The sequence below is a fragment of the Gordonia terrae genome, from assembly GCF_051789125.1.
GTDB lineage: Bacteria > Actinomycetota > Actinomycetes > Mycobacteriales > Mycobacteriaceae > Gordonia > Gordonia terrae_A.
On the sequence record NZ_CP196526.1, the window covers coordinates 795,442 to 816,566 of the forward strand.

General features: G+C 65.6%; 17 protein-coding genes and 1 pseudogene. 6 read left to right on the plus strand and 12 right to left on the minus strand.

The window, feature by feature from the left end:
- The first annotated feature begins 19 nt into the window (after nt 1-19).
- Nucleotides 20-748: an IclR family transcriptional regulator gene (locus ACSUZC_RS03615; RefSeq protein ID WP_439032982.1), complete on the plus strand. Its 729-nt coding sequence runs from the start codon at nt 20-22 to the stop codon at nt 746-748.
- A 119-nt stretch (nt 749-867) separates the two neighbouring features.
- Here ACSUZC_RS03615 and ACSUZC_RS03620 read toward each other — a convergent pair whose 3' ends face one another.
- The gene (locus ACSUZC_RS03620; RefSeq protein WP_439031561.1) at nt 868-1,782 is read right to left on the minus strand and encodes a LysR family transcriptional regulator; all 915 of its coding nucleotides are present in this window, start codon (nt 1,780-1,782) and stop codon (nt 868-870) included.
- Nucleotides 1,783-2,002: 220 nt separating this feature from the next.
- Here ACSUZC_RS03620 and ACSUZC_RS03625 point away from each other — a divergent pair, with 220 nt between their 5' ends.
- The 4 genes from ACSUZC_RS03625 to ACSUZC_RS03640 all read left to right on the plus strand — a co-directional run bounded on the left by ACSUZC_RS03625 (nt 2,003) and on the right by ACSUZC_RS03640 (nt 8,601).
- A complete protein-coding gene (locus ACSUZC_RS03625) occupies nt 2,003-3,424 on the plus strand; it encodes an MFS transporter (RefSeq protein WP_439031562.1) in 1,422 nt (473 codons plus the stop codon).
- Nucleotides 3,425-3,884: 460 nt separating this feature from the next.
- Nucleotides 3,885-5,927 (plus strand): hydantoinase/oxoprolinase family protein, encoded by a 2,043-nt coding sequence (locus tag ACSUZC_RS03630; RefSeq protein ID WP_439031563.1) that lies wholly within the window; start codon nt 3,885-3,887, stop codon nt 5,925-5,927.
- 1 nt (nt 5,928) lies between these two features.
- A complete protein-coding gene (locus ACSUZC_RS03635; RefSeq protein WP_439031564.1) occupies nt 5,929-7,692 on the plus strand; it encodes a hydantoinase B/oxoprolinase family protein in 1,764 nt (587 codons plus the stop codon).
- A 312-nt stretch (nt 7,693-8,004) separates the two neighbouring features.
- Nucleotides 8,005-8,601, plus strand: coding sequence for a fumarylacetoacetate hydrolase family protein (locus ACSUZC_RS03640; RefSeq protein WP_439031565.1), 597 nt, complete (start codon nt 8,005-8,007; stop codon nt 8,599-8,601).
- Between the two features lie 1,224 nt (nt 8,602-9,825).
- Here ACSUZC_RS03640 and ACSUZC_RS03645 read toward each other — a convergent pair.
- The 7 genes and pseudogenes from ACSUZC_RS03645 to ACSUZC_RS03675 all read right to left on the minus strand — a co-directional run bounded on the left by ACSUZC_RS03645 (nt 9,826) and on the right by ACSUZC_RS03675 (nt 16,925).
- Nucleotides 9,826-11,451 carry a solute symporter family protein gene (locus tag ACSUZC_RS03645; RefSeq protein ID WP_439032983.1) on the minus strand — a complete coding sequence of 542 codons (1,626 nt, stop codon included), beginning with the start codon at nt 11,449-11,451 and terminating at the stop codon, nt 9,826-9,828.
- Nucleotides 11,452-11,489: 38 nt separating this feature from the next.
- Nucleotides 11,490-11,846 carry a DUF485 domain-containing protein gene (locus tag ACSUZC_RS03650; RefSeq protein ID WP_439031566.1) on the minus strand — a complete coding sequence of 119 codons (357 nt, stop codon included), beginning with the start codon at nt 11,844-11,846 and terminating at the stop codon, nt 11,490-11,492.
- Between the two features lie 157 nt (nt 11,847-12,003).
- Nucleotides 12,004-13,770, minus strand: a complete 1,767-nt coding sequence (locus ACSUZC_RS03655) for a sodium/solute symporter (protein WP_439031567.1) — start codon at nt 13,768-13,770, stop codon at nt 12,004-12,006.
- A 119-nt stretch (nt 13,771-13,889) separates the two neighbouring features.
- A pseudogene (locus ACSUZC_RS03660) lies at nt 13,890-14,276 on the minus strand (hypothetical protein); the annotation flags it as partial.
- Nucleotides 14,269-15,084, minus strand: coding sequence for a LytR/AlgR family response regulator transcription factor (locus tag ACSUZC_RS03665; protein WP_439031568.1), 816 nt, complete (start codon nt 15,082-15,084; stop codon nt 14,269-14,271). The pseudogene ACSUZC_RS03660 and the gene ACSUZC_RS03665, both read right to left, overlap by 8 nt.
- Nucleotides 15,085-15,157: 73 nt before the next feature.
- Entirely contained in the window at nt 15,158-16,348 is a 1,191-nt protein-coding gene (locus tag ACSUZC_RS03670) for a sensor histidine kinase (RefSeq protein ID WP_439031569.1), read from the minus strand.
- Complete coding sequence (locus ACSUZC_RS03675) at nt 16,341-16,925, minus strand: TetR/AcrR family transcriptional regulator (RefSeq protein ID WP_439031570.1); 585 nt, start codon at nt 16,923-16,925, stop codon at nt 16,341-16,343. Before ACSUZC_RS03675 ends, ACSUZC_RS03670 begins: the two co-directional genes overlap by 8 nt.
- 81 nt (nt 16,926-17,006) lie before the next feature.
- Here ACSUZC_RS03675 and ACSUZC_RS03680 point away from each other — a divergent pair, with 81 nt between their 5' ends.
- Nucleotides 17,007-17,948 (plus strand): SDR family NAD(P)-dependent oxidoreductase, encoded by a 942-nt coding sequence (locus ACSUZC_RS03680; RefSeq protein WP_439031571.1) that lies wholly within the window; start codon nt 17,007-17,009, stop codon nt 17,946-17,948.
- On the opposite strand, the gene ACSUZC_RS03685 is transcribed toward ACSUZC_RS03680, so the two are convergent.
- Genes ACSUZC_RS03685 through ACSUZC_RS03700 form a run of 4 tightly spaced genes read right to left on the minus strand, consistent with a single transcriptional unit; the run spans nt 17,942 to nt 21,115 of the window.
- Nucleotides 17,942-19,528: a polyamine aminopropyltransferase gene (locus ACSUZC_RS03685; RefSeq protein ID WP_439031572.1), complete on the minus strand. Its 1,587-nt coding sequence runs from the start codon at nt 19,526-19,528 to the stop codon at nt 17,942-17,944. The two genes, ACSUZC_RS03680 and ACSUZC_RS03685, sit on opposite strands and share 7 nt — an antisense overlap.
- A gap of 22 nt (nt 19,529-19,550) precedes the next feature.
- Nucleotides 19,551-19,976, minus strand: coding sequence for a DUF350 domain-containing protein (locus tag ACSUZC_RS03690; RefSeq protein WP_439031573.1), 426 nt, complete (start codon nt 19,974-19,976; stop codon nt 19,551-19,553).
- Between the two features lie 57 nt (nt 19,977-20,033).
- Nucleotides 20,034-20,570, minus strand: a complete 537-nt coding sequence (locus ACSUZC_RS03695) for a DUF4247 domain-containing protein (protein WP_439031574.1) — start codon at nt 20,568-20,570, stop codon at nt 20,034-20,036.
- Complete coding sequence (locus ACSUZC_RS03700; RefSeq protein ID WP_439031575.1) at nt 20,567-21,115, minus strand: DUF2617 family protein; 549 nt, start codon at nt 21,113-21,115, stop codon at nt 20,567-20,569. Before ACSUZC_RS03700 ends, ACSUZC_RS03695 begins: the two co-directional genes overlap by 4 nt.
- Nucleotides 21,116-21,125: the final 10 nt, after the last annotated feature.

The window sequence follows — 21,125 nt, forward strand, 5'->3', positions numbered from 1 at the left end:
GACTGTCCTGGGCAAGGTCATGACGGTCTTATACGCGTTTCGGATCGACGAAAGTGCACTGCCGTTCAGCGAGATACAGAGGCGGACCGGTATCGCGAAGGGTACGTTGCACGGCGTTCTGCGCGATATGGTGGCCGTCCGGTTGCTTGATCGCGCCGGTACCGGGTATCTGCTGGGCGGGCAGCTGTTCGAGCTCGGTATGCGCGCATCAGTGGAGAGAAGCCTGGTCGAGTTGGCAATTCCGTTTCTCGAGGATCTGTACGTTCGTACCAGCGAGACGGTCCATCTCGGGGTGATGGAGGGGATCGAGGTGGTGTACCTCTCCAAGATCGGAGGGCACCGCCAAGCAAGGGCTCCGTCGAAGCTGGGCGGACGTATGCCGTTGCATTGCACGGCGATCGGCAAAGCCCTGTTGGCGAATGCAGATCCGTCGGTGCGGTCGACCGTGTTGGCAGGCGCGCTCCGCCGCCACACGCCGCGAACCATCGTGCAACCGGGTGTACTGAACCGGCAACTCGACCGCATCATGGCCGAGGGGGTGGCGTTCGAGTACGAGGAGTCTGCGGTGGGCATAGTGTGTGTGGCGGCGCCGGTGCGGCTTGCCGGTGGCGAAGTGGTCGCCGCGATCAGTGTGACCGGCCCCCCGGCGCGGTTCGACCCGTCCGCACACACGTCCTCGGTACGGTCGGCCGCTGATCATCTCGGCACAGTGCTCGATCAGCGTCGAGGACTGACCGGCGACACGTGAATGACGTAGCAGTCGTGTGACCTTCTTCCCCCGCGGCAAGAGCGCGAGGGTATCGACAGACCGGTGGGGCGTCGGGGCCGAGATCGGTCGCTGTCGCAGCCCGACGCGTAAGCCCCACACTAGGTTTCAGGTGTCGCGCGGGCTATCTCGTGCAGTTGCTCGCGTAGCCAGGCGCGTCCCAGGTCACTGGTCGATCCAGGGGGCCAGACCAGGTCGATTCGCAGGGGTGGAAGTGCAACAGGGGAGGGGAGTATCTGCACCAGATCCCGGTTGGAGAAGCGTCGCGCAATCGGCTCCTGCACCACTCCGATCAGGTCGGTCTCGGTGATCAGTGCCATAAGCAGGAGGAAGTCGTCGGTGCGAGCCACGACCTTGTGGGTCGGAAGCGCTGCCGCGATGGCCAGATCGCCCAGTGTCCGAATGCCCCCCGCGTCGAAGACCGCGAACGAGTGCTTGGCCAGTTCGTGCACGTCGAGGGGATCATCGGATACCCCATGGCCCCTCGAGCACACCAGCACCCATGATTCGTCGAAGAATCGTTCCCTCGGATGGGACGTTCGCACTCCGTCTGGGACGAGTAGGACGTCTAGGTCATGGTGATCGATCATCTCGTCGATGTCGCCGTCGAGCCGTAGGTGTCGTAGGCTCATCGACGCGTCTAACAGCTGCAACCTGCGGGTCAGCGGGGGGAGGAAGACTCCCGCAGCCGCATTGGTGGCGACGATGGTGAACTCTCGGATGGACGTGGCGGGATCGAACTCTTCCGGCCAGACGACCTCGTGGTTGAGCAACGCGAGCGCCTGATCCAACGGTGCGTACAGGTCTCGTGCCCGGGGGGTCAGCGCGTACCCCCCGGCCTGGCGTACGAGTAAGTCGTCGTCCAGTAGACGCCGGAGCCGCTTGAGCGCGTTGCTCATTGCCGGCTGAGTGAGCCCCACGGCGTCGGCTGCCTTGGACACGCTCTTCGTGGACAGCAGCGCTTGGAGCGAGACGAGCAGGTTCAAGTCGACGCGGGCAAGTGCAGAGTCCTTCATGGGCTGATTCCTCACCATCAGTATCAATCTAATGAATGTACTACATCACCAGAATCAGTTTGCCCTATATCGCTGGCGGAGTAAGACTCACATCACAGCGACGCATCACAGAGCGAGACTCACCAGAGGTCCATTCCGCCGAGGATCTCAACCGTTCCGGCCAATCCGTTGCTGCCACGCCTGGCCGATGAGAGCCAGATGGAGAAGGGATTGCACACCAGTGACCACTGACGCTCACCCGGTTGCGGGAGACGGTGAAGGCTCCGACCGGATCGTGGTGCCGTCCGTCGGCGCCCGTCTCGACAGGGTGCCCACCGGCCCATTCCACTATCGGCTCGCAAGCAAGCTGGGCATCGGGACCTTTTTCGATGGCTTCGATGCACTCGCACTTGCGGTCGTACTCGCCTACATCATGCCGTCGTTGGGCATCAGCCTTACCGAAGCAGGCCTAATCATCAGCGCAGGATACGTGGGTCAGCTGCTCGGCGCGCTGGGCATAGGCGCACTCGCCGATAGGATCGGTCGCCGGAAGGCGTTCATCGGCTCCTTGGTTGTCTTCGGAAGCCTGTCCCTGGCGGCAGCTTTCGCGTGGAGTGGTGACAGTTTGTTGATTCTGCGCGCTCTGCAAGGGTTGGGTCTCGGCGCTGAAGTGCCGATCGCAGGCACCTTGATCAACGAGTATCTTGGCCGAAAGAACCGCGGTCGGATTGCCATCATCTATCAATCCGCCTTCAGCTGGGGCCTTTTCGCGGCCCCGCTGGTGGCGTTGGCCACGGTGGGCACCTTCGGGGATGAACTCGGATGGCGGGTCCTTCTCGGACTCGGCGCACTACCTCTTCTTCTGGCCGTCTGGTGTTGGTTCAGCCTGCCGGAGTCCGCCCGTTGGCTCGCTGAGCGCGGAGATGTTGCAGAAGCTGAACGAATCGTCTCGGGCATCGAAGCCGAGACAGTCGCACGCGGCGTTGCACTGCCGCAGCCTTCCATCGAAACCGTGTCGACACCTTCGACTGACGGAAACATATGGGAAGTGTTCGCGAAGAACTACCGACCCAGGACTGTAATGCTTTGCGCGATCTGGTTCTTGGTCTTCTTCGTGATCTACGGGTACTCGATTTGGTTACCGACGATGTATGTGAGGGTCGGTGGCCTGTCCCCGAGTTCATCGCTCACCTTGACTGTCGCGCTGGGCATCATGCAGTTGATGGCGGTCTACGTGGGGGCGGTTCTCATCGAGCGCACGGGTCGAGTTCGCCTGCTCGTCGGGGGCGTTGTGACGGGCGCCGTGGGCGCGCTCGTCGGCTTCGTGGGTATCACCCTGTTCGGCGTGACGGATTGGAAGCTCCTGTTCTGCGCGGCAGTGATTCTGGCCGTAGGAGTGACGGTGCCCGCTGGGATGCTGTACCTGTACACCGCCGAACTGTTTCCCACCCGCATACGTGGGTTCGCAACCTCGCTGTGCAGCAGCATGAACCGATTGGCATCGATTCTCTCGCCTCTGTTCGTGGCGTGGCTCCTGAACGGCACGTGGGGCGCGGGTTCGATCTTTGCTGCCTTTCTGCTCGCCATGGTCGCTGCGGCGGTGATCGCCGGTGTCTTCGGAGTGGAAACTCGTGACCGGTCGTTGGAGGAGCTGTCCCCTTGAGCAGCAACGAACCCACGCTCGACGAGAATGACGGCAGTCCGAGGCAGACCGGATCATTTAGCTCACGTGCCCAGAATGGCGTGTCGAGATGATTGAACGACTCCGCTCTGCGCTGCAAGAACCAGCCGAATGCGCATTGTTCGTCACCGAACTGTCGGCCCGAGTCGGCTCTGACGACAACGAGTTCGAAATCGCGTTGGCCGACTTGAGGAATGCGGGGGAGTGCCTCGTCGTCGAACACTCCTTCAGCGACCCGCATGTGGAGGGAGATCTCCGCGTGGCCGCTTTGGTGACGGACGTCAGATCTCCTCGAGATGCGGCCGAGGCCGCTCGACGCGTGTGGGACCAGTGGCTGCGCGAGTTTCTCCGCACACACCGCTGTTCCTAGGACATTACGACCAGCGTGTAGGTCAGACACGCACCTACCAAGCAGAGAGAGACAAGATTCGTGGGAACTAGAGTGGCAGTCGACATCGGCGGGACATTCACCGATGTGGTCGCCTTCAATGATGCCAGCCAGCAATTGCATGTCGGAAAGTCACTCAGTACTCCCGATGATTTGATCCGGGGTATCGCCAGCGGCCTGGATGCGACCGGGGTGCCGATGTCTGAGCCCGAGATGGTCATCCACGGCAGCACTGTGGTCATCAACGCCCTGATCGAGCGCAAAGGTGCGGCGACGGCGTTGATAACCACGGCCGGGTTCCGTGACGTGTACGAGATCGGTCGGGTGAATCGACCTGATGCCTTCAACCTGGCATTCGTCCAACACCGACCGCTGATCGGTCGACAGAACGTCTTCGAGGTGCCCGAACGACTCGACGCGAGCGGTGCGGTGATCGAAGGATTCGATGAGGCTGCGGCACGGGAGGTCGCGCGATCGATCGGGCGGCGTGGACTGACCGCGGTGGCGGTGATGTTCCTCCATGCGTATCGCAACCCGGTTCACGAGGTTGCGATGGGCGAGATCCTGCGTGCCGAACTTCCCGGGGTGTACGTCAGTCTGTCTCATGAAGTCAGCCGTGAGTATCGCGAGTTCGAGCGCACATCGACGGTGGCTGCCAACGCTTTCGTGGGACCGACCGTCAGCGACTACCTCACTCGTCTGCAGTCGACCCTGGCCGATGCAGGAAATCGCGGATCGCTGGCCATCATGCAGTCCAACGGTGGCCTGTCCGACGTGGCGCGCATAGCCGCCGAGCCGATCCAGATGATGGAGTCGGGTCCGGCCGGGGGGGTTGTGGGCACGATCGAGGTCTGCCGGTCGCTTGGTCTACGGGATGCGATCGCGTTCGACATGGGTGGAACCACCGCGAAGGCATCGGTCATTCGGGATCTCTCATTCCCCACGGCGGCAGAGTACTTCGTCGGTGGCTACGCGAGCGGTCTGCCGATGCAGATTCCGTGCCTGGACATCGTCGAGGTCGGGACCGGTGGCGGCAGCATTGCGTGGACAGACGCCGCCGGGGGCGTGCATGTCGGCCCAGAAAGCGCGGGCGCTGCACCCGGGCCCGCTTGTTACGGACAGGGGGGTACCGAACCCACGGTGACCGATGCAGCGGTGGTGCTGGGATTCATCTCCGGCGAGGGCAGTCTGTCGGGCGGACTTCAACTCGACGGCGACGCTGCCGGCGTCGCCGTCCAATCACTGGCGACTCGTATCGGACTCGACCGCAACTCAGCCGCTGCCGGGGTTCTCTCCATCGCTGCAGCATCGATGGCGAATGCAGTGCGTGCGGTGACCACCGAGCGAGGTCTCGACCCGCGTGACTTCGCGTTGTTCGCCTACGGTGGCAATGGTCCGCTGCACATATCCCTCGTGGCGCGCGAGTTGGGGATCACCAGGGTGATCATCCCGCAAGCGCCGGCAGTCTTCTCTGCGCTCGGGATGCTCATGGCCGATCTCCGCCGGGACACCGTTGTCACGAACATCCGTCGCCTTGATGGTTTGCGCGCGACCGACTTCGAGGCCGAGTTATCGTCGCTCGAAAGCGAACTCGCGGAATCGATGTCGGAGGGCGACGTCGGGTACTCCCACATGACCTTTCTCCGCGCGGTCGACATGCGTTACGTCGGCCAGGAGCACTCCATCACGGTCGACATCAGCGGGGTCGATCTCGGCCCCTCGAATCTCGCCGTGTTGAAGTCGATGTTCGACAAGGCCCACCAGGAGCGGTTCAACCACTCGGCCGCAGACGAGTCCGCCGAGATTGTGTCGGTACGGGTGTCCGCGTTAGGGCGGATGCCGCGTATCGAACAGGCCAAGATCGGCCTGGGAACGGCGGAGCCGCCGCAGGACGCACAACGCGGATCGCGATCGTTGATCTTCGAGGAAGGCACTGCCGTCGATAGTTCGGTCTACATTCGATCCGAACTGCTCGCCGGGAACGTGATAGTCGGACCCGCGGTGATCGAAGAGGACACGACCACCACCCTGCTCCGACCGAGCGACTCGGTTGCTGTCGATGCCTTCGGCAACCTCAACCTGACGATCGGACACTGACATGACCACATCATCACTTCCGTCGGCCGCCACGGCGTTGGACCCGATTTCTGCCGAGATCATCAGGGATGCCTTCGTTTCCATCACGGACGAGATGAAGACCAACCTGATGCGTACTGCGTACAACCTGATCATCTACGAGGCACAGGACTTCACGGTCGGTCTGTTCAACGCCGAGGGTGAAACGGTGTCCATCGGACTCGGGCTGCCCATGTTCGTGGGTGGGTTGTCGCGTGCCGTCAAAGCGAAAATCGACTATTACGGCCGCGACGGAATCGAACCGGGCGACATCCTGCTCACCAACGACGCCTATATCATGGGCAGCCATCTCAACCACATGATTTTCACCCTGCCGATCTTCCACGCGGGTGAACTCGTCGCTTTCGCCTCGTCGATGGCGCACTGGGCAGATGTCGGGGGTGTGCTCGGCGGCACGACGCAGGACATCTACAGCGAGGGCTTGCAGATGCCGATCGTGAAGGTGTTCAAACGCGGCGTGCAAGACGACGAGATCACCCGCATCATCGAGACGAACGTCCGATTCGCCGATCTGGCGATGGGCGACTTTCGCGCCCAGGTGGCCGCGATTCGCACCGGCGAAGCGCGGATGACCGAACTGCTCCAGCGGCACGGTGCCGACACGATCAGCCTGGCGATGACCGAGACATTCAAGCGCAGTGCGGCTCTGGCGCGTCGGGCGGTACAAGAGATCCCAGACGGCACGTACCGGGCTTCCACTGCCATGGACGACGACGGGGTGTCGCCGGGGGTACCCATCCCCATCACGGTCACCGTCACCGTCGCGGACGACCAGATGACCATCGACCTCAGCGAGGTGGCGCCGCAGGTCGCCGGCTACTTCAACTCCGGGGAAACCGCAGGGATATCGGCCGCACAGGTCGCATTCAAGTGTCTGACATCGCCGAATGACTACCCGGTCAACGCTGGTTCGTTCGAACCGGTCTCGGTCGTGCTACCGCCTGGCACTGTGGTCAGCGCGACCAAGCCGGCAGCAATGCGCTGGTGGATGACCTTCCCGATGACTGTGGTCGACTGCATCATGAAGGCACTTGCCACGGCGATGCCCGAGCGGTCCATTGCCGGACACCACGCCGATCTCGCCGTCGGCAGTTTGTACGGGACCGACCGTGACACCGGACGGCTGTTTGTCTTCTTCGGGGGAGCACAGGGTGGTGGCTGGGGCGCGACATCCACTAAGGACGGCGAGAGCGCCACGATCTGCATCAACGACGGCGACACTCACAACACCCCGATCGAATCAAATGAGATCAAGTATCCTTCATTGCTGTTCGAGCGCTACGAGCTGCGCCCGGACTCGGGAGGGCCGGGGCGCAACAGGGGTGGGCTCGGTACGCGACTCGACGTTCGTAGCCACAGCAAGGTGAAACTAAACAGCTTCATGGACCGTACAGTCGAGGCCCCCTGGGGGATCGACGGGGGCGGACCTGCGCATCCGAATCGTCTGTCAATCCGGCGGGAGGGAGCAGACTTCCTCCCACAACCGTCTGGCAAGGTCGACAGCCTGGAGTTGCGCGCCGGGGACGGTTATCGCATCGAAACGGGTGGAGGCGGCGGATACGGCGACCCGTTCACCCGCGATCCGGAGGCTGTGTTGGCTGACGTGCGCGCCGGGTACGTGACATCCGAGATGGCACGAGACCAGTACGGCGTCAGGGTTATTGCAGACAGCGATGACGTTTGGACGGTCGACCACGCCGGCACTGCTGCCCGGCGTTCTCAGTAACTTCCGCACGAAAGGCGGTCCCTCATGTCCAGCTTCTCCATAGCGAACCTAGCGGGCTCATTTCGCCCGGTGGTCCTCGAATCCCGCGGGGTCGTGCCCGTCGATGTCTTGGTCGACACCCCGGCGGACGATTTCGCCCAACTCATCGACAAGTGGGATGCGGTTGTCGACTCGATCGGTATACGTCTCGAGCACCCCGATTCGGACGGCCTCGACTGGTGCGATCCGTCGTCATTGTCATTCGCACCCGCCGGGGTGCGGAGGCCCGCAATCTATTGCGCGGGAGCCAATTACGCCGATCACGTCGCCGAGATGGGCGCCGAGGCGAGCAAGCGGGCTTTCCATTTTCTCTCGCCGGCAACCACTCTGAACGCACACGGTTGCGACGTCGTGCGACCTCACGGGGCCACCATGCTGGATTGGGAGGTGGAACTCGCGGCTATTATCGGTCGCCGCGCACGTGACATCTCACGCGACGATGCACTGTCCACAGTCCTGGGATACACCGTGGCGAACGACTTCTCGGTGCGTGACCCCGAAATGATGCGGCACCCCGTCTTCGGCATCGATTGGATGGCGGCGAAGAACGGCGAAGGCCTCACCCCGCTGGGGCCCGGGATCGTGCCTGCGCGCTTCATTCACGATCACACCGAACTCGGCCTGCGGCTCACGGTCAACGGTGAGACACGACAGAAGTCGAACACGTCGCAGATGATCGTGACGTTGGCCGAGCAAATCGCGTCACTCAGTTCAATGATCACGCTCGAGCCCGGCGATGTCGTCCTGACCGGGACGCCCGCGGGAACAGCCGCGGCCTACGGTCACTACCTGAACGACGGAGATGTCGTTGAGGCGACTGTCGTCGGAATTGGCACGATAAGCAACACAATCGTTACGGCGTCACCCTAAACGAGGGTGTGCAGCTGACCCAGACCGAGCTGGCCCAGTGCATGGGTTTCAGACAGGCCGCGGTGTCGGGGTTGGAGCACGCGAGGACCTGTTGCTGTCGACGCTGGCCAACTACCTAGCGGCCGTGGCCACCGAGGTGACCATCACCGCCCGGTTCGGCGACGATATCGTCGAGGTACCAATTGTCGGCCGCGAGAGCACAGGGTATACGGGGCGTGAGGGAGCGAACGAAAGAGTGGTGGGTGAGATCGTCGGTTCTCAACTATTTCGGTGGCGATCGCTGGTGTCCTATTCAAACTGTCGTGGCCGGCCGCTCCGTCCAGATTAGGAGGCGTCATTCGGTGCAGAATAACTCAACCAGTCTGGCGGAGTTTCGAACATATAGGCCTTTTGAGGCCTCGCGCATCGAGCCGGACCACGTTATTCCAGGCGTCGTGCGTCCACCGGCTCAGCATGTCGTCCGCCGCGTTTGCCGGCGCGTTCGGGCCGAGCGCGATGATCGTGTTGGCCGGGATCGCCGCACGGTTCGGCGCTTCTAGATTACAGGGTTGCGGGCCGCCCAACCGGACGTAGCACCCTGTCCGGTATAGCTCGGGGGCGGGTGCCGTCATTGGTCACGCTCCGACCGGGTTGCTCGACAACCAATACTCCGGGAATCTTTCGGGATTCCCGAAGTGGTGGTGGTCGATGTAACCGTGTCTTCGTGCTCCCAGCCATGCGCAAACTCCCTGGGGCGGACCTTCGGTGAACATCTCGTCGAAGGCTTGGCGATCGATTCGGTAGTGCATTTAGGGGTCAGTGATCGTGATCGAGAAAGCGATTAGCGCGTCCTCGTGAAACTCTGTGTGACGCATGCAGCTCGCAGCCGGTGGATTCGCTGACCTTGGACTAGCTTTATCGCTTCGCCGTCGCGTCCTTAGCCGCCCCCCCACCGAGCAGTCGATAGCGCACACCGCGCGCCAGTGCCTGCTCGTTCGCCAGGCGGTCACGAACGCGTGTTTCGGTCTCGGCACGGAGTCGCGGTCCACAACCACTGGGTTTGCTCGAACCGCTCTTCCTCGATGACTGCACAGCGCGACTCAGTGTCGGTGACCCCCATGCGGGACAGCGTAGAGACAAGTGCCTTCCATCCCGACGCCCACATCCACAGATCCACCACCAATGGACAGGCGCACCACCGAATCGGTGATGCGCCTGTCCATTGAAGGTGGGTTTGTCGATGGCCTAGTGCTGCACGGCCTTCTCCGCGCCGATGCCGGTGAGGGAGCGAACCTCCATCTCCGCGTTGCGTTCCGGGGTGCCGTTGTCCGACGGGGTCGTCAGCGTGCCGACGATGCCGAGGACGAAGGCCAGCGGGATCGAGATGATGCCCGGGTTGGCCAGCGGGAACCAGGCGAAGTCGGCGCCGGAGATCATGGCGGTCGACGACCCGGAGACGGCGGGGGAGAAGATGATCAGCACGATCGTGGAGATCAGGCCGCCGTACATGCTCCACAGGGCGCCGCGGGTGTTGAACCGCTTCCAGTAGAGCGAGTAGACGATCGTCGGCAGGTTCGCGGCCGCGGCGATCGCGAAGGCCAGTGCCACCAGGAAGGCGATGTTCTGGCCGTTGGCGAGGATGCCGAGGATGATGCTCACGATGCCGAGGACGACGACGGTGTACCGCGAGACGCGGACTTGGTCGGCCTCACTTGCCCTGTTGCGCTTGATCACCGAGGCGTAGATGTCGTGGGCGAATGACGCCGATGCGGTGATGGCGAGGCCGGCGACCACGGCGAGGATGGTCGCGAAGGCGACCGCCGAGATGATGCCCAGCAGGACGACGCCGCCGAGCTCGAACGCCAACAGCGGTGCCGCGGAGTTCTGTCCGCCGGCGGCGTCGAGGATCTTGTCCGGTCCGACCAGGGCGGCCGCACCGTAACCGAGCACCAGGGTGAACAGGTAGAAGGCGCCGATCAGGGCGATGGCCCAGACCACGGATTTGCGAGCCTCCTTGGCGGTCGGCACGGTGTAGAAGCGCATCAACACGTGCGGCAGGCCCGCGGTGCCGAGGACGAGTGCGATGGCGAGCGAGATGAAGTTGATCTGGCTCGTCAGCGATCCTCCGTACTGGGCGCCAGGAGCGAGAACATCACGCGCAGCGACCTTTTCGCTGGTCGAATCGGTCACTGCGTCCTGTGCCGCACCGAGGATCGATGACAGGTTCATGCCGAACTTGGCCAGCACGATGAAGGTCATGATGCCGGCGCCCGCGATGAGCAGGACTGCCTTGATGATCTGCACCCAGGTGGTGCCCTTCATGCCGCCGATGAGGACGTAGACGATCATCAGCGCACCGACGACTGCGATGACGATGGACTGACCGACGCGTCCCTCGATGTCGAGGAGCAGTGCGACGAGGCCGCCGGCGCCGGCCATCTGGGCGAGCAGGTAGAACAGCGACACCGCGAGGGTGGAGATCGCCGCGGCCAGACGGACCGGGCGCTGCTTGAGCCGGAAGCTCAGGACGTCGGCCATCGTGAACTTGCCGGTGTTGCGCAACAATTCGGCTACGAGCAGCAGCGCCACGAGCCACGCGACGAGGAAGCCGATGGAGTAGAGGAAGCCGTCGTAACCGTAGACCGCGATGGCGCCGGCGATGCCGAGGAAGCTGGCCGCCGACAGGTAGTCGCCGGCGATCGCGATGCCGTTCTGCGGTCCGGAGAATCCGCGGCCGCCGGTGAAGAAGTCGGCGGCGGTGTTGTTGTTCTTGCTGGCCTTGATGACCACGAACATCGTGACGGCGACGAACGCCGCGAAGATACCGATGTTGGCGACGGGGCTACCGACGGTCGCCGCGAGGACGGTCACGTCGGTGGTGTGTACAGAGATGTCTGCAGCGGGGATGTTCACAGCGAGGGACCGCCTTCCATCTCGTTGCGGATCGCCTCGGCCTTCGGATCGAGGTTGCGATTGGCGAAGCGTACGTACATGCCGGTGATGACGAAGGTGCTGACGAATTGCAGCAGGCCCAGGATGAGGCCGAGGTTGATGTTGCCCCAGACCCGGGTCGCCATGAAGTCATGCGCGAAGGCGCCGAGCAGCACGTAGACGGCGTACCAGATCAGGAAGAACGCGGTCAGCGGGAAGACGAACTTCCGCAGGGTTCGCCGTAGTTCCTGGAACTCCGGGCTGGCCTGCATCGCGAGAAATTCCTCGCCGGTCGGCGCGTGTGGCGCCGGTGGTGGTTGGTCGACGGTCGACACGTTTCCTCCCAGGGTGACGTGGCCACATGTGTGATGGCTCTACGACAGTCAGCCTGAATGAGGTGCAGATCACAGACAATCAGGTGGCCTGGGTCACACGCCGAAGCCTGCGGACTGTGCGACAGGCGGTCGATGGGCCACGACGAACGGCGAGCGGTCACCTGTCCGATCGGTCATCGGCCACCCGCCCGGGTGTGCGGTCCAGCCCCATCCCGACGCGTTCCGGAACATGCATCCGCGCGAAGATCCGCGCGCGGTCGGGTGGCAGGCTGCGGCGCGTCGCCCTGCTGACCAGCACCATCGTGCCGAAGGCGAGCGGGACGGTCACCGCTGCGGGGTAACCGATCGCCACGGCCGGCCAGCCCCCGAGCGCGGCGTCGTCCACGACCCCCGCGATGGCGAGCATCGTCGCCGATCCCGACGAGACGCCGCCGACGACCAGTCCCGCGATCGCTCCGGCTGCGGTCAGCCCACGCCACCAGATACCCAGCACCAGCAGCGGGCACAGCGTCGACGCCGCGACGGCGAACACCAGTCCGACGGTCCGCGAGAGTTCCAGCGATGCGGCTGCCAGCGACAGACCGATCGGGATGAGTCCGCCGATGACCGCCGCGACGCGGAAGTCGCGGACCCGCCCGCGTAGCACGTCGGTCGCGAGTGCTCCCGCGACCGACACCAGCAACCCCGACGATGTCGCGAGGAACGCCGCGATCGCCCCGGCGGCGACGAGGGCCGCCAGGATCTGCCCGCCGACCCCGCTGATCGCGGCGCTCGGCAACAGCAACACCGCGGCGTCGGCCGTTCCGGTGATGAGCAGCTCGGGTACGTAGAGGCGCGCGAACACGCCGAGCAGGATGGGGAACAGGTAGAACAGCGAGAGCAGGGCGATGACCACGAGCGCAGTACGTCGCGCCGACCGCCCGTCGGGGTTGGTGTAGAACCGCACCAGTACGTGTGGGAGTCCCATCACGCCGAGGAACGTCGCGATGATGAGCGAGAGCACCTGATACAGAGGGTGCTTGCCGCCGAATCCACCACCCGGTGAGATCCATTCCGAGCCGTGCACCGGGGCGCCTGCCACGACGGGTGTCGCGGCACCGGCGTCGAGGATGATCGTCGACCCGGCGGCGATGACATGTCGACCGGGTGTCGTGATCGGTGCGTCGTCCACGACGACCCCGTCGAGGGTGCCCGTGACCCGCACGCCCGTCGGTTCGGCGACGGTGACCGACACATCGGTGGTGACGTCGACGGTGGTGGCGACCGTGATGCGGGGTGGTGCAAGTTCGCCCACCGGGGCCGGGTCGTTGGCGAAGACACCGATCAGCACGAATGCGGGGACCGCGATCGCGGTCAGCTTGAGCCAGTACTGGAAGGCCTGCACGAAGGTGATCGATCGCATGCCGCCACCGACGACGTTGACGATCACGATCAGTCCGACGCCCACCACTCCGGCCCACACGGGTGCGCCGAGGAGGATGTTCAGGGTCAGGCCCGCGCCCTGGAACTGCGGGATGAGGTAGAGCACGCAGACCACGACCACGACGACCATCGCGGTCTTCCGCACCGCGGGCGAAGCGAGGCGGAACTCGGCGAAGTCGGGCACGGTGTATGCCCCGGAGCGTCGCAGTGGCGCGGCGACGAACAGCAGTAGGCCGAGGTAGCCCGCGGTGAATCCGACGGGGTACCAGAGAGCGTCGGCACCGTATTTGGCGACGAGTCCGGCCACGCCGAGAAACGATGCGGCCGACAGATATTCGCCGGACACCGCGGCGGCGTTCCAGCGTGCCCCGACGGTCCGGGACGCGACCAGGAAGTCCGAGGTGGTCCGGGAGAAGCGTCCGCCCCAGGCGCCGACGGCGACGGTCGTGACCGCCGCGACGAGCAGCCCGACCGCGGTGACGACATCGATATCACCGGTCATGTGCGCGGGTCCTCGGTGATGTCGCTCCCGACGGGGTCGGTGATGTCGCTCCCGACGGGGTCGGTGATGTCGCTCCCGACGGAGTCGGTGATGTCGCTCCCGACGGAGTCGTTGATGTCGCTCCCGACGGGGTCGGTGATGTCATCGTCGACGAGTCCCATGAAGTCGCGTTCCGCTTGTTCGGCGAGATGTACGTAGAGCCGGCCGGTCAGGTAGAGGAGCGGAAAGGCGAGCAGTCCCAGCACCAGCCAGGGCAAGCGGATGCCGAAGACGTCGGCGTCGGCGACGCTCGGCATGAGCCAGAACACCATCGGGATCGTGGCGGCGACCACGAGCAACGCGCCTCCGAGGCGTAGGCCGAGTCCGAGCTGGGCGCGCATCAGGCCACGGACCAGTGCGTCGCCGACCTCGGTCTGTTCCTGCACCTCCACCCTGGTGCGCACCATCCGCGCGCCGCGCCGGGCGGCCAGTACCACCCGCTCGCGTTGGGGAGGCTGCTCAGGCATCGCTTCGGCCGGCGGGAGAACGGTAGTGGCGCAGCGGGTCCCGGATGAGACGGTCCTTGAGTTCGCGGACCTGCCTGCGGCTCACGGGTAGTTCGACGGCCGCGGACGCGCCGTTGGCTCGTACGCACACCACGGTGCCGCCGCCTGCGGTGCGGAGTCCGGTGACCATCGGGAGTGCGACGAGGTACGACCGGTGGACGCGCGCGAATCCGCGCTCTTGCCAGCGTGATTCGAGTGTGGACAACGGAATCCGGACCAGGTGTGCGCCGGAGTCCGAGTGCAGGCGGGCGTAGTCGCCGACGGCTTCGACCCAGGAGATCGAGTCGCGGCGCACGAGCGAGGTCACCCCACTCATCTCCACCGGGATGACGTCCTCGGAGTTGAGGTGCCGCTCGGCGCGGTGGGCGGGCGCCGGCGGTTCGGTTGTGCGTCCGCGGTTGTCCAGACTCGCACGCACCCGTTCGACGGCCTGGGTGAGACGTTGTTCGCGAAGGGGCTTCAACAGGTAGTCGACGGCGCCCACCTCGAAGGCGTCGACGGCTTTGTCGTCGTGAGCTGTGACGAACACGATGGCCGGTGGCGAGGCGTACTTGGCGAGTACCCCGGCCAGTTCGAGTCCCGAGAGTCCGGGCATGTTGATGTCGAGGAAGATCGCGTCGATGCGGTGGTCGTTCAGCTCGCGAAGCGCCCCGGTCGCGTCCGACGCCGACAACACCTCGCCGACGTCGTCCTGCCGGTCGAGCAGGTAGCGCAGTTCGTCGAGGGCGGGCGGTTCGTCGTCGACCGCGAGGACCACCAATCCGGTCATCGGCCACCTCCCGCTTCGACGACAGCCCGCACTTTACCGCTCACGCAACCGGCCACCGGCAGAAACGGGGCCGTCACGCTCGGATCCCGGCGCGGAACTTCGGGACCCGCATGCCGACCTTGGTGCCCGCCCCGACGGCGGTCTCGACGACCAGCCCGTAGTCGTTGCCGAACGCGGCGCGCAGGCGGTAGTCGACATTGGTCAGGCCGACGTGGGCGCCCTCGCTGTGGTCGAGAGCGTCGAGCGCGCCGCTTCTCAGCAGTTCGGGGTCCATGCCGACGCCGTCGTCTTCGACGGTGATGACGCAGTCCGACCCCTCGTCGGCGGCGGTGATGGTGATCGTGCCCCCGCCCTTGGAGGCGAGCCCGTGTCGGACCGCGTTCTCGACGAGGGGCTGCAGTGCGAGGAAGGGGACGACCACGTTGAGCACCTCGGGTGCGACGTGGAGCCGGACGTCCAGCGAGTTGCCGAAGCGTGCACGTTCGAGGGTGAGGTACCGGTCGATGTTGCGGAGTTCGTCGGCGAGGACGGTGTATTCGCCGGCGGCCCGGAACGAGTACCGGGTGAAATCGGCGAAGTCGAGGACGAGTTCGCGAGCGCGGTCGGGGTCGGTGCGCACGAACGACGCGATGGTGTTGAGCGCGTTGTAGATGAAGTGCGGACTGATCTGGGCACGCAGCGCCAGCACCTCGGCGCGGTTGAGCCGGGCACGGGAGGCGTCGAGGTCGGCGAGCTCGATCTGGCTCGACGCGTAGCGGGCGACCTCGGCGATGGCGCCGAGCATTCCGGGTCCGGGCCTCCGGGTCGTCGCGACCACCAGGACCCCGACCCCGGCGTCGTCGGTGACGAGGGGTTGTGCGACGAGGGCACGAACCGGTGACTCGGTTCCGCCGGGGTCGGTGAGCAGTACACGTCGCAGATCGGCCAGCGCCGATGCCGCGGCACCGTCGGCGTGCCCGAGCATCTCCGTGTCCCACAGGTCGTCGCCCGAGGATTCGGTGGCGAGCCGGGCGGGTTCGCCGTCGTAGAGGGCGACGGCCTCGGCAGCGGTGAGCGTGTGCAGGTGCGGGAGCGCCTCGCGGGCCGATTCCGCGGACAGTCCGGTACGCAGGGAGCGCGCGGCGAGTGACGCGGTGTGTAGCGCCGTGTGCACGGCCCGCTCGGCAGGTGTCCGCACGACCCTGCGGGTGCGGATCAGGACGACCGCACCCACGCAGGCGAGCAGCCCGAGGATGACCAGCGCGATGGCGACGCTGCTAGACATCGGTGTTCCGTGCGGCACGGGCGGTGGTCGAGACCGCGAGCTCGAGGAGGGTGTCCCGGTCGGCGTGCCATTTCGCCTGCGGGAGATGGCCGTGTGTGTCGAGATCGGTGAGCCCATGCGCCACGGCGAGGAGGAGGGCCGCGTGGTGGCGGGCCGCGTCGGGAGGAACGATCCGGCCCACCAGCGCCAGGAGTCCGTCCTGGGCTCGGACCGCACCGGGGATCGCCGGTGCTCCGGCGGGTGACGCGAACATCAACCGGTAGAGGTGTGGACGTCGGATTCCCAGGTCGGACAACCCACGAAGCGCCGTACGCACTGCCTCCTCGGCGGTCGGTGTCGCATCGGCGACGATGGCGTCGAGCGCGTCGGCCACGAGCTCCCATGCCTCTGCGGCCAGGGCGGCCAGCAGGTCGTCTTTGTCGTCGAAGTGCCGGTAGGCCGCTGTGCGCGACACCCCGGCGCCGCTGCCGACCTCGCGGAGCGTGACCGCTTCGGGTCCGCCGCGGTCGAGCAGCGAGCCTGCGGCGGCCAGGAGTGCCTGCCGGGTCTGGGCCGCGCTCTCGGCTCGGGTGGTCATCGGACCACCATACAGTTGACAGCGTCAACCCAAGGGCGTTCACTGTGGTTGACAATGTCAACTCAACAGGCAGGTCTTGTCGTGAACACTCACCCGAACGCCAACGTCCCGTGGACCCTGGTCATGACAGGCGCCACGCGTGGCCTCGGTCTGGTCGCCGCACGGCATGTGCTCGCCACCGATGCGCACTGCCACCTCGTCGTACTCGCCCGAGGCGGTGAATTGCCCGCGCACCTCGGTGAGTACGGCGCTCGGGTCAGGGTCGTTGCCGCCGATCTCGCCGACATCACGAGCACGCTGGCCGCCGCATCGGCAATCCGGGTCATGCTCGACGACGGTGTGGTGCCGCCGCTGCGCGGCTTGGCGGGAAATGCGGGCATCCAGTTCGTCGACGACGACCAGGTCACCGCCGACGGACTCGAGACGACCTTCGCGGTCAACGTGCTCGCCAACCACCTGTTGATCGGTGAGCTCGCGGGGGAGCTCGTCGACGGCGCGCGGATCACCATCACGGTGAGTGACACCCATTTCGGCGACTTCCGGCACAACCTGGGACTCGTTCCGGCTCCCCGGTGGATGTCACCGGCGCGGCTCGCGCGCCCGGGAGCATTCGGCGGAACCGGCGGTGCCGGTGGGCGCACCGCCTATTCGACGAGCAAACTCGCTGCCGTTCACCTCGTGCACGAGTGGGCGCGCAGACTGCCCGACGGAGTCGAGATCGTCTCGTACAACCCGGCCTTCGTGCCGGGGACGGGACTGGCGCGCGCGGCCAGTGCGCCGCAGCGATGGGCGAACCGGTGGGTTCTCCCCGGGTTGGCGCTGACCGGTCTGGTCGATCGCGTGCCGGTGGGCGGCAGGCGTTTGGCATCGGCGATCCTGGGCGACCCGCAGGCGCCCAGCGGCGCCTACATCGACCGTGGTCAGGTGTCGGACTCTTCAGCGGAGAGCCATGATCGTGCAAGGGAACTCGAGCTGTGGGACGAACTCGAGCGGTTGCGGACGCTTGCGCGGTCCGATCAGTAAGTAGCCCACTCGCCTTGTGCGTACCTCAGTATCCGTGGGTCCATCAGGGTCGACGGAGGGAGGTCGATGGGCTGCCGATCGAGCGGGAACACCGTTGCGGCGGTGAGCTGTTCGGGGCCGAGGAAGCGCAGCGGGCCCGGGGCGTCGACCGTCGGGGTGACGGGGCCCTCCGCGCCGGCGAGGTGAAAACCCCAGTCGCCGAAGGCGGGCACGTCGACGTGGTAGGGCGTCGCGGTCAGTCCGGCGGCGCGCATGGTGGATGCGATGCACCAGAACGACTTCGGCGCGAAGTACGGTGACCCGGCCTGCACCACGGTACGGCCACCGGGGGCCAGGTGCGCGCGGACGAGGGTGTAGAACTCGGTGGAATACAGCTTGGCGGTGGCCGAGTCGTCGGGGTCGGGCATGTCGACGATGATGACGTCGAAACGACGGTCGGTGCCGCGGAGCCAGGTGAACGCGTCGGCGGCGACGACCTCGGCCCGCGGGTTCGTCATGGAGCCGCGGTTGAGCGCGACGAGACGTTCGTCCTGGCGGGCGAGGCGGATCATCTCCGGATCGAGTTCGACCAGGGTGACCTGTCCGGCGTCGGGATAGGAGAGGACCTCGCGTAACGCGAGGCCGTCGCCGCCGCCGAGAACCAGCACCGACTTGTGCGAGCCGGACATCGCCGGATGCACCAGCGCCTCGTGGTATCGATGCTCGTCGGCGGAGGCGAACTGGAGGTCGCCGTTGAGGTAGAGCCGGGTGTCGACGCCTGCGCCGCTGCGGTTCTCGGTGATCACGATGTCCTGATAGGCGCTGCGTTCGGCGGCGACGATCGGGTCGCGGTACAGGGCCTGCCGTGCCGTCACCTCGAAACGGGACGAGAGCAGCAACCCGGCGATCAGGGCCGCGACCACGGCGACCGCCGCCGCGGACAGGGTGACCAACCGGGTACGGCTCAACGACCTGCGGAAGATCACGAAGACCAGGAAGCATCCCGCGGCCGCGTTGACGAGTCCGACGACGAGCGCGCCGCGCAACTGACCGAAGACCGGTAGCAGCAGAAAGGGAAAACAGAGGCCGCCGATGAGTGCACCGATGTAGTCGACGGCGAACATGTCCGCGACCGCCGACCCGGCCTCCTGGCGTCGAATCCGTTGGAGCAGAACCATCAGCAGCGGGATCTCGGCACCGATGAGGAGCCCGAGCACGAAGGCCACCACGATGAGCGCGGGGGTGTACAGCTCGAGGTAGGCGAACGCGGCGTAGAGGGCCATCACCGACAGTCCGCCGATGAGGGCGAGCAGCAACTCGATGACGGCGAACGACGTGATCGACTGCGGTTGCAGCGGTTTGGCGGCCAGCGAACCCACGCCCATCGCGAACACCATGACCGCGAGCACGATCGACGCCTGGGTCGCGGTGTTCCCGATCAGGAACGATCCGAGCGATACGAGTGCCAGCTCGTATACGAGACCGCAGGCGGCGCAGACGAACACGACGGCCAGGAGCGCCGTCCGCGCGAAACGGGGACGCTCGGCCAGGGTGTCGGTGGAGAGATCGCCGACCGGTGCTGCGGGGTCGTCGACGGTCACGGCCGAGCGGGGGAGTGCGGTGTCACAGGATGGAAGCGGCGATGATGATCGAGACGCCGATGTGTGCGACGCCCTGGACCCAGACGGCGGGATGGCTCTCGGGATGGACGAGCAATTCGCCGAGCTTGCCGGGGGTCAGCACATCGATGACGAGGAATGTCACACCCATGACGACGAGTCCGATCACCGAATACACGGCGGTGTAGGTGAGGCCTTCGACGAGGCGCCCCTCGCTGGCGACGATCGCGGCGGTGACGATGATGGCCACCGCGAGCAGGTTGGAGCCCACCAGGATCCCGGCGTTGCGGTTGCGGTCGGTCCACAGTTGGTGACGCAGCTTTCCGGGGGTCAGCAGGTCGAGGACCGCGAACGACACGATCATCAAGATCACGCCGACACCGGCGTAGGCGCCTGCTGCGTAGGCGTTCTCGGCGATATCAGCGAGCATGGTCATCTCCGTGGGTAGTTCGGACGAGATCGGATTCGGATGCCGGACCGGTCGGTGTCATTTGCCGCCACCGCCACTTCCACCGCCGCGGTAACCGCTGCCGCCGCCGGCATATCTGGGTGTGGGAACCCAGAAGACGCCGACGTAGCTGTGGTAGTGGTTGTAGCCCGACCGATAGTCGCGGCTGAGCATGACGCGGGTTTTGTCCGCGCCGTACGGGAACAGTCCGACGAGGTAGTCGGGATACTGCAGAAACTGGGACCCCGAGACGTTGCCCGTACCGGCGGCGCCGCCTCGCTGATCGGTGGGACGCTCCGCGTCTCGGATCTCCGCGGCGACCTGCGACGGATTCCCGTCGGCGACATAGGCATCCACGTCGCCCTCGTCGAGTGCGGTGTTCCGCTCGTAGTTCTGCGAGATGTAGTTGCGCGCCGAACCCCCGATGCCCCCGCCGCCGAGCGCGCGGGCACCGCACGCGCCGACGAGCGCGAAGATCGTGATGACGACGATCACCCCGATGATGATGTTGCGGATCTTGTTGAGCCTGCGCCGCGGATCGGGCGGCGGTCCGCCCGGCGGCGGCTGGTCGGTCATGGGCGGGCCACCGGGCCGCGGTCGATCCGGCTGGAGGTGATCACCACTTCACCGGCTTGCGGATAGGTGTGCCAGGTGTGCCAGGAGATCATCTCCTCCGACGACTCCGACACGATCGCGGTGACGGCCTGCGGTTCGCCCGGGAACCTGCCCATCACGCACGGATGCCCGACCGCCATCTGTTCCGAGACCCGGACGGTGAGCTGTTCGATCAACGCGGCCAACTGATCGGCCGTGGCCCGCTCCACGCGCGAACTGAAGTAGTAACCGCTCTCCTGGAAGCTCTCCGGGAGAGCCGACGTGACATCGGGCAGGCAGGCGACGGTCTCCAGGATGCGCTGCGCGCCGTCGTCGACGAGTACCTGATGGCTCGCGCCGAGCAGTCGCACCGAGACCGTGATGCCGTCGATCTCGGCGTCCTCCTGGGCCAGCGGCTCCTGCAACGGAGCGCTGAGTGAGAATCCGAGCTGCGCGGCACTGGTGTCGGCGTAGGCGACGGCCAGTTGCGCGGTCGGGTCACCGGGGTGTTCGGAATGGTCTGTCATGCGTGTGAAA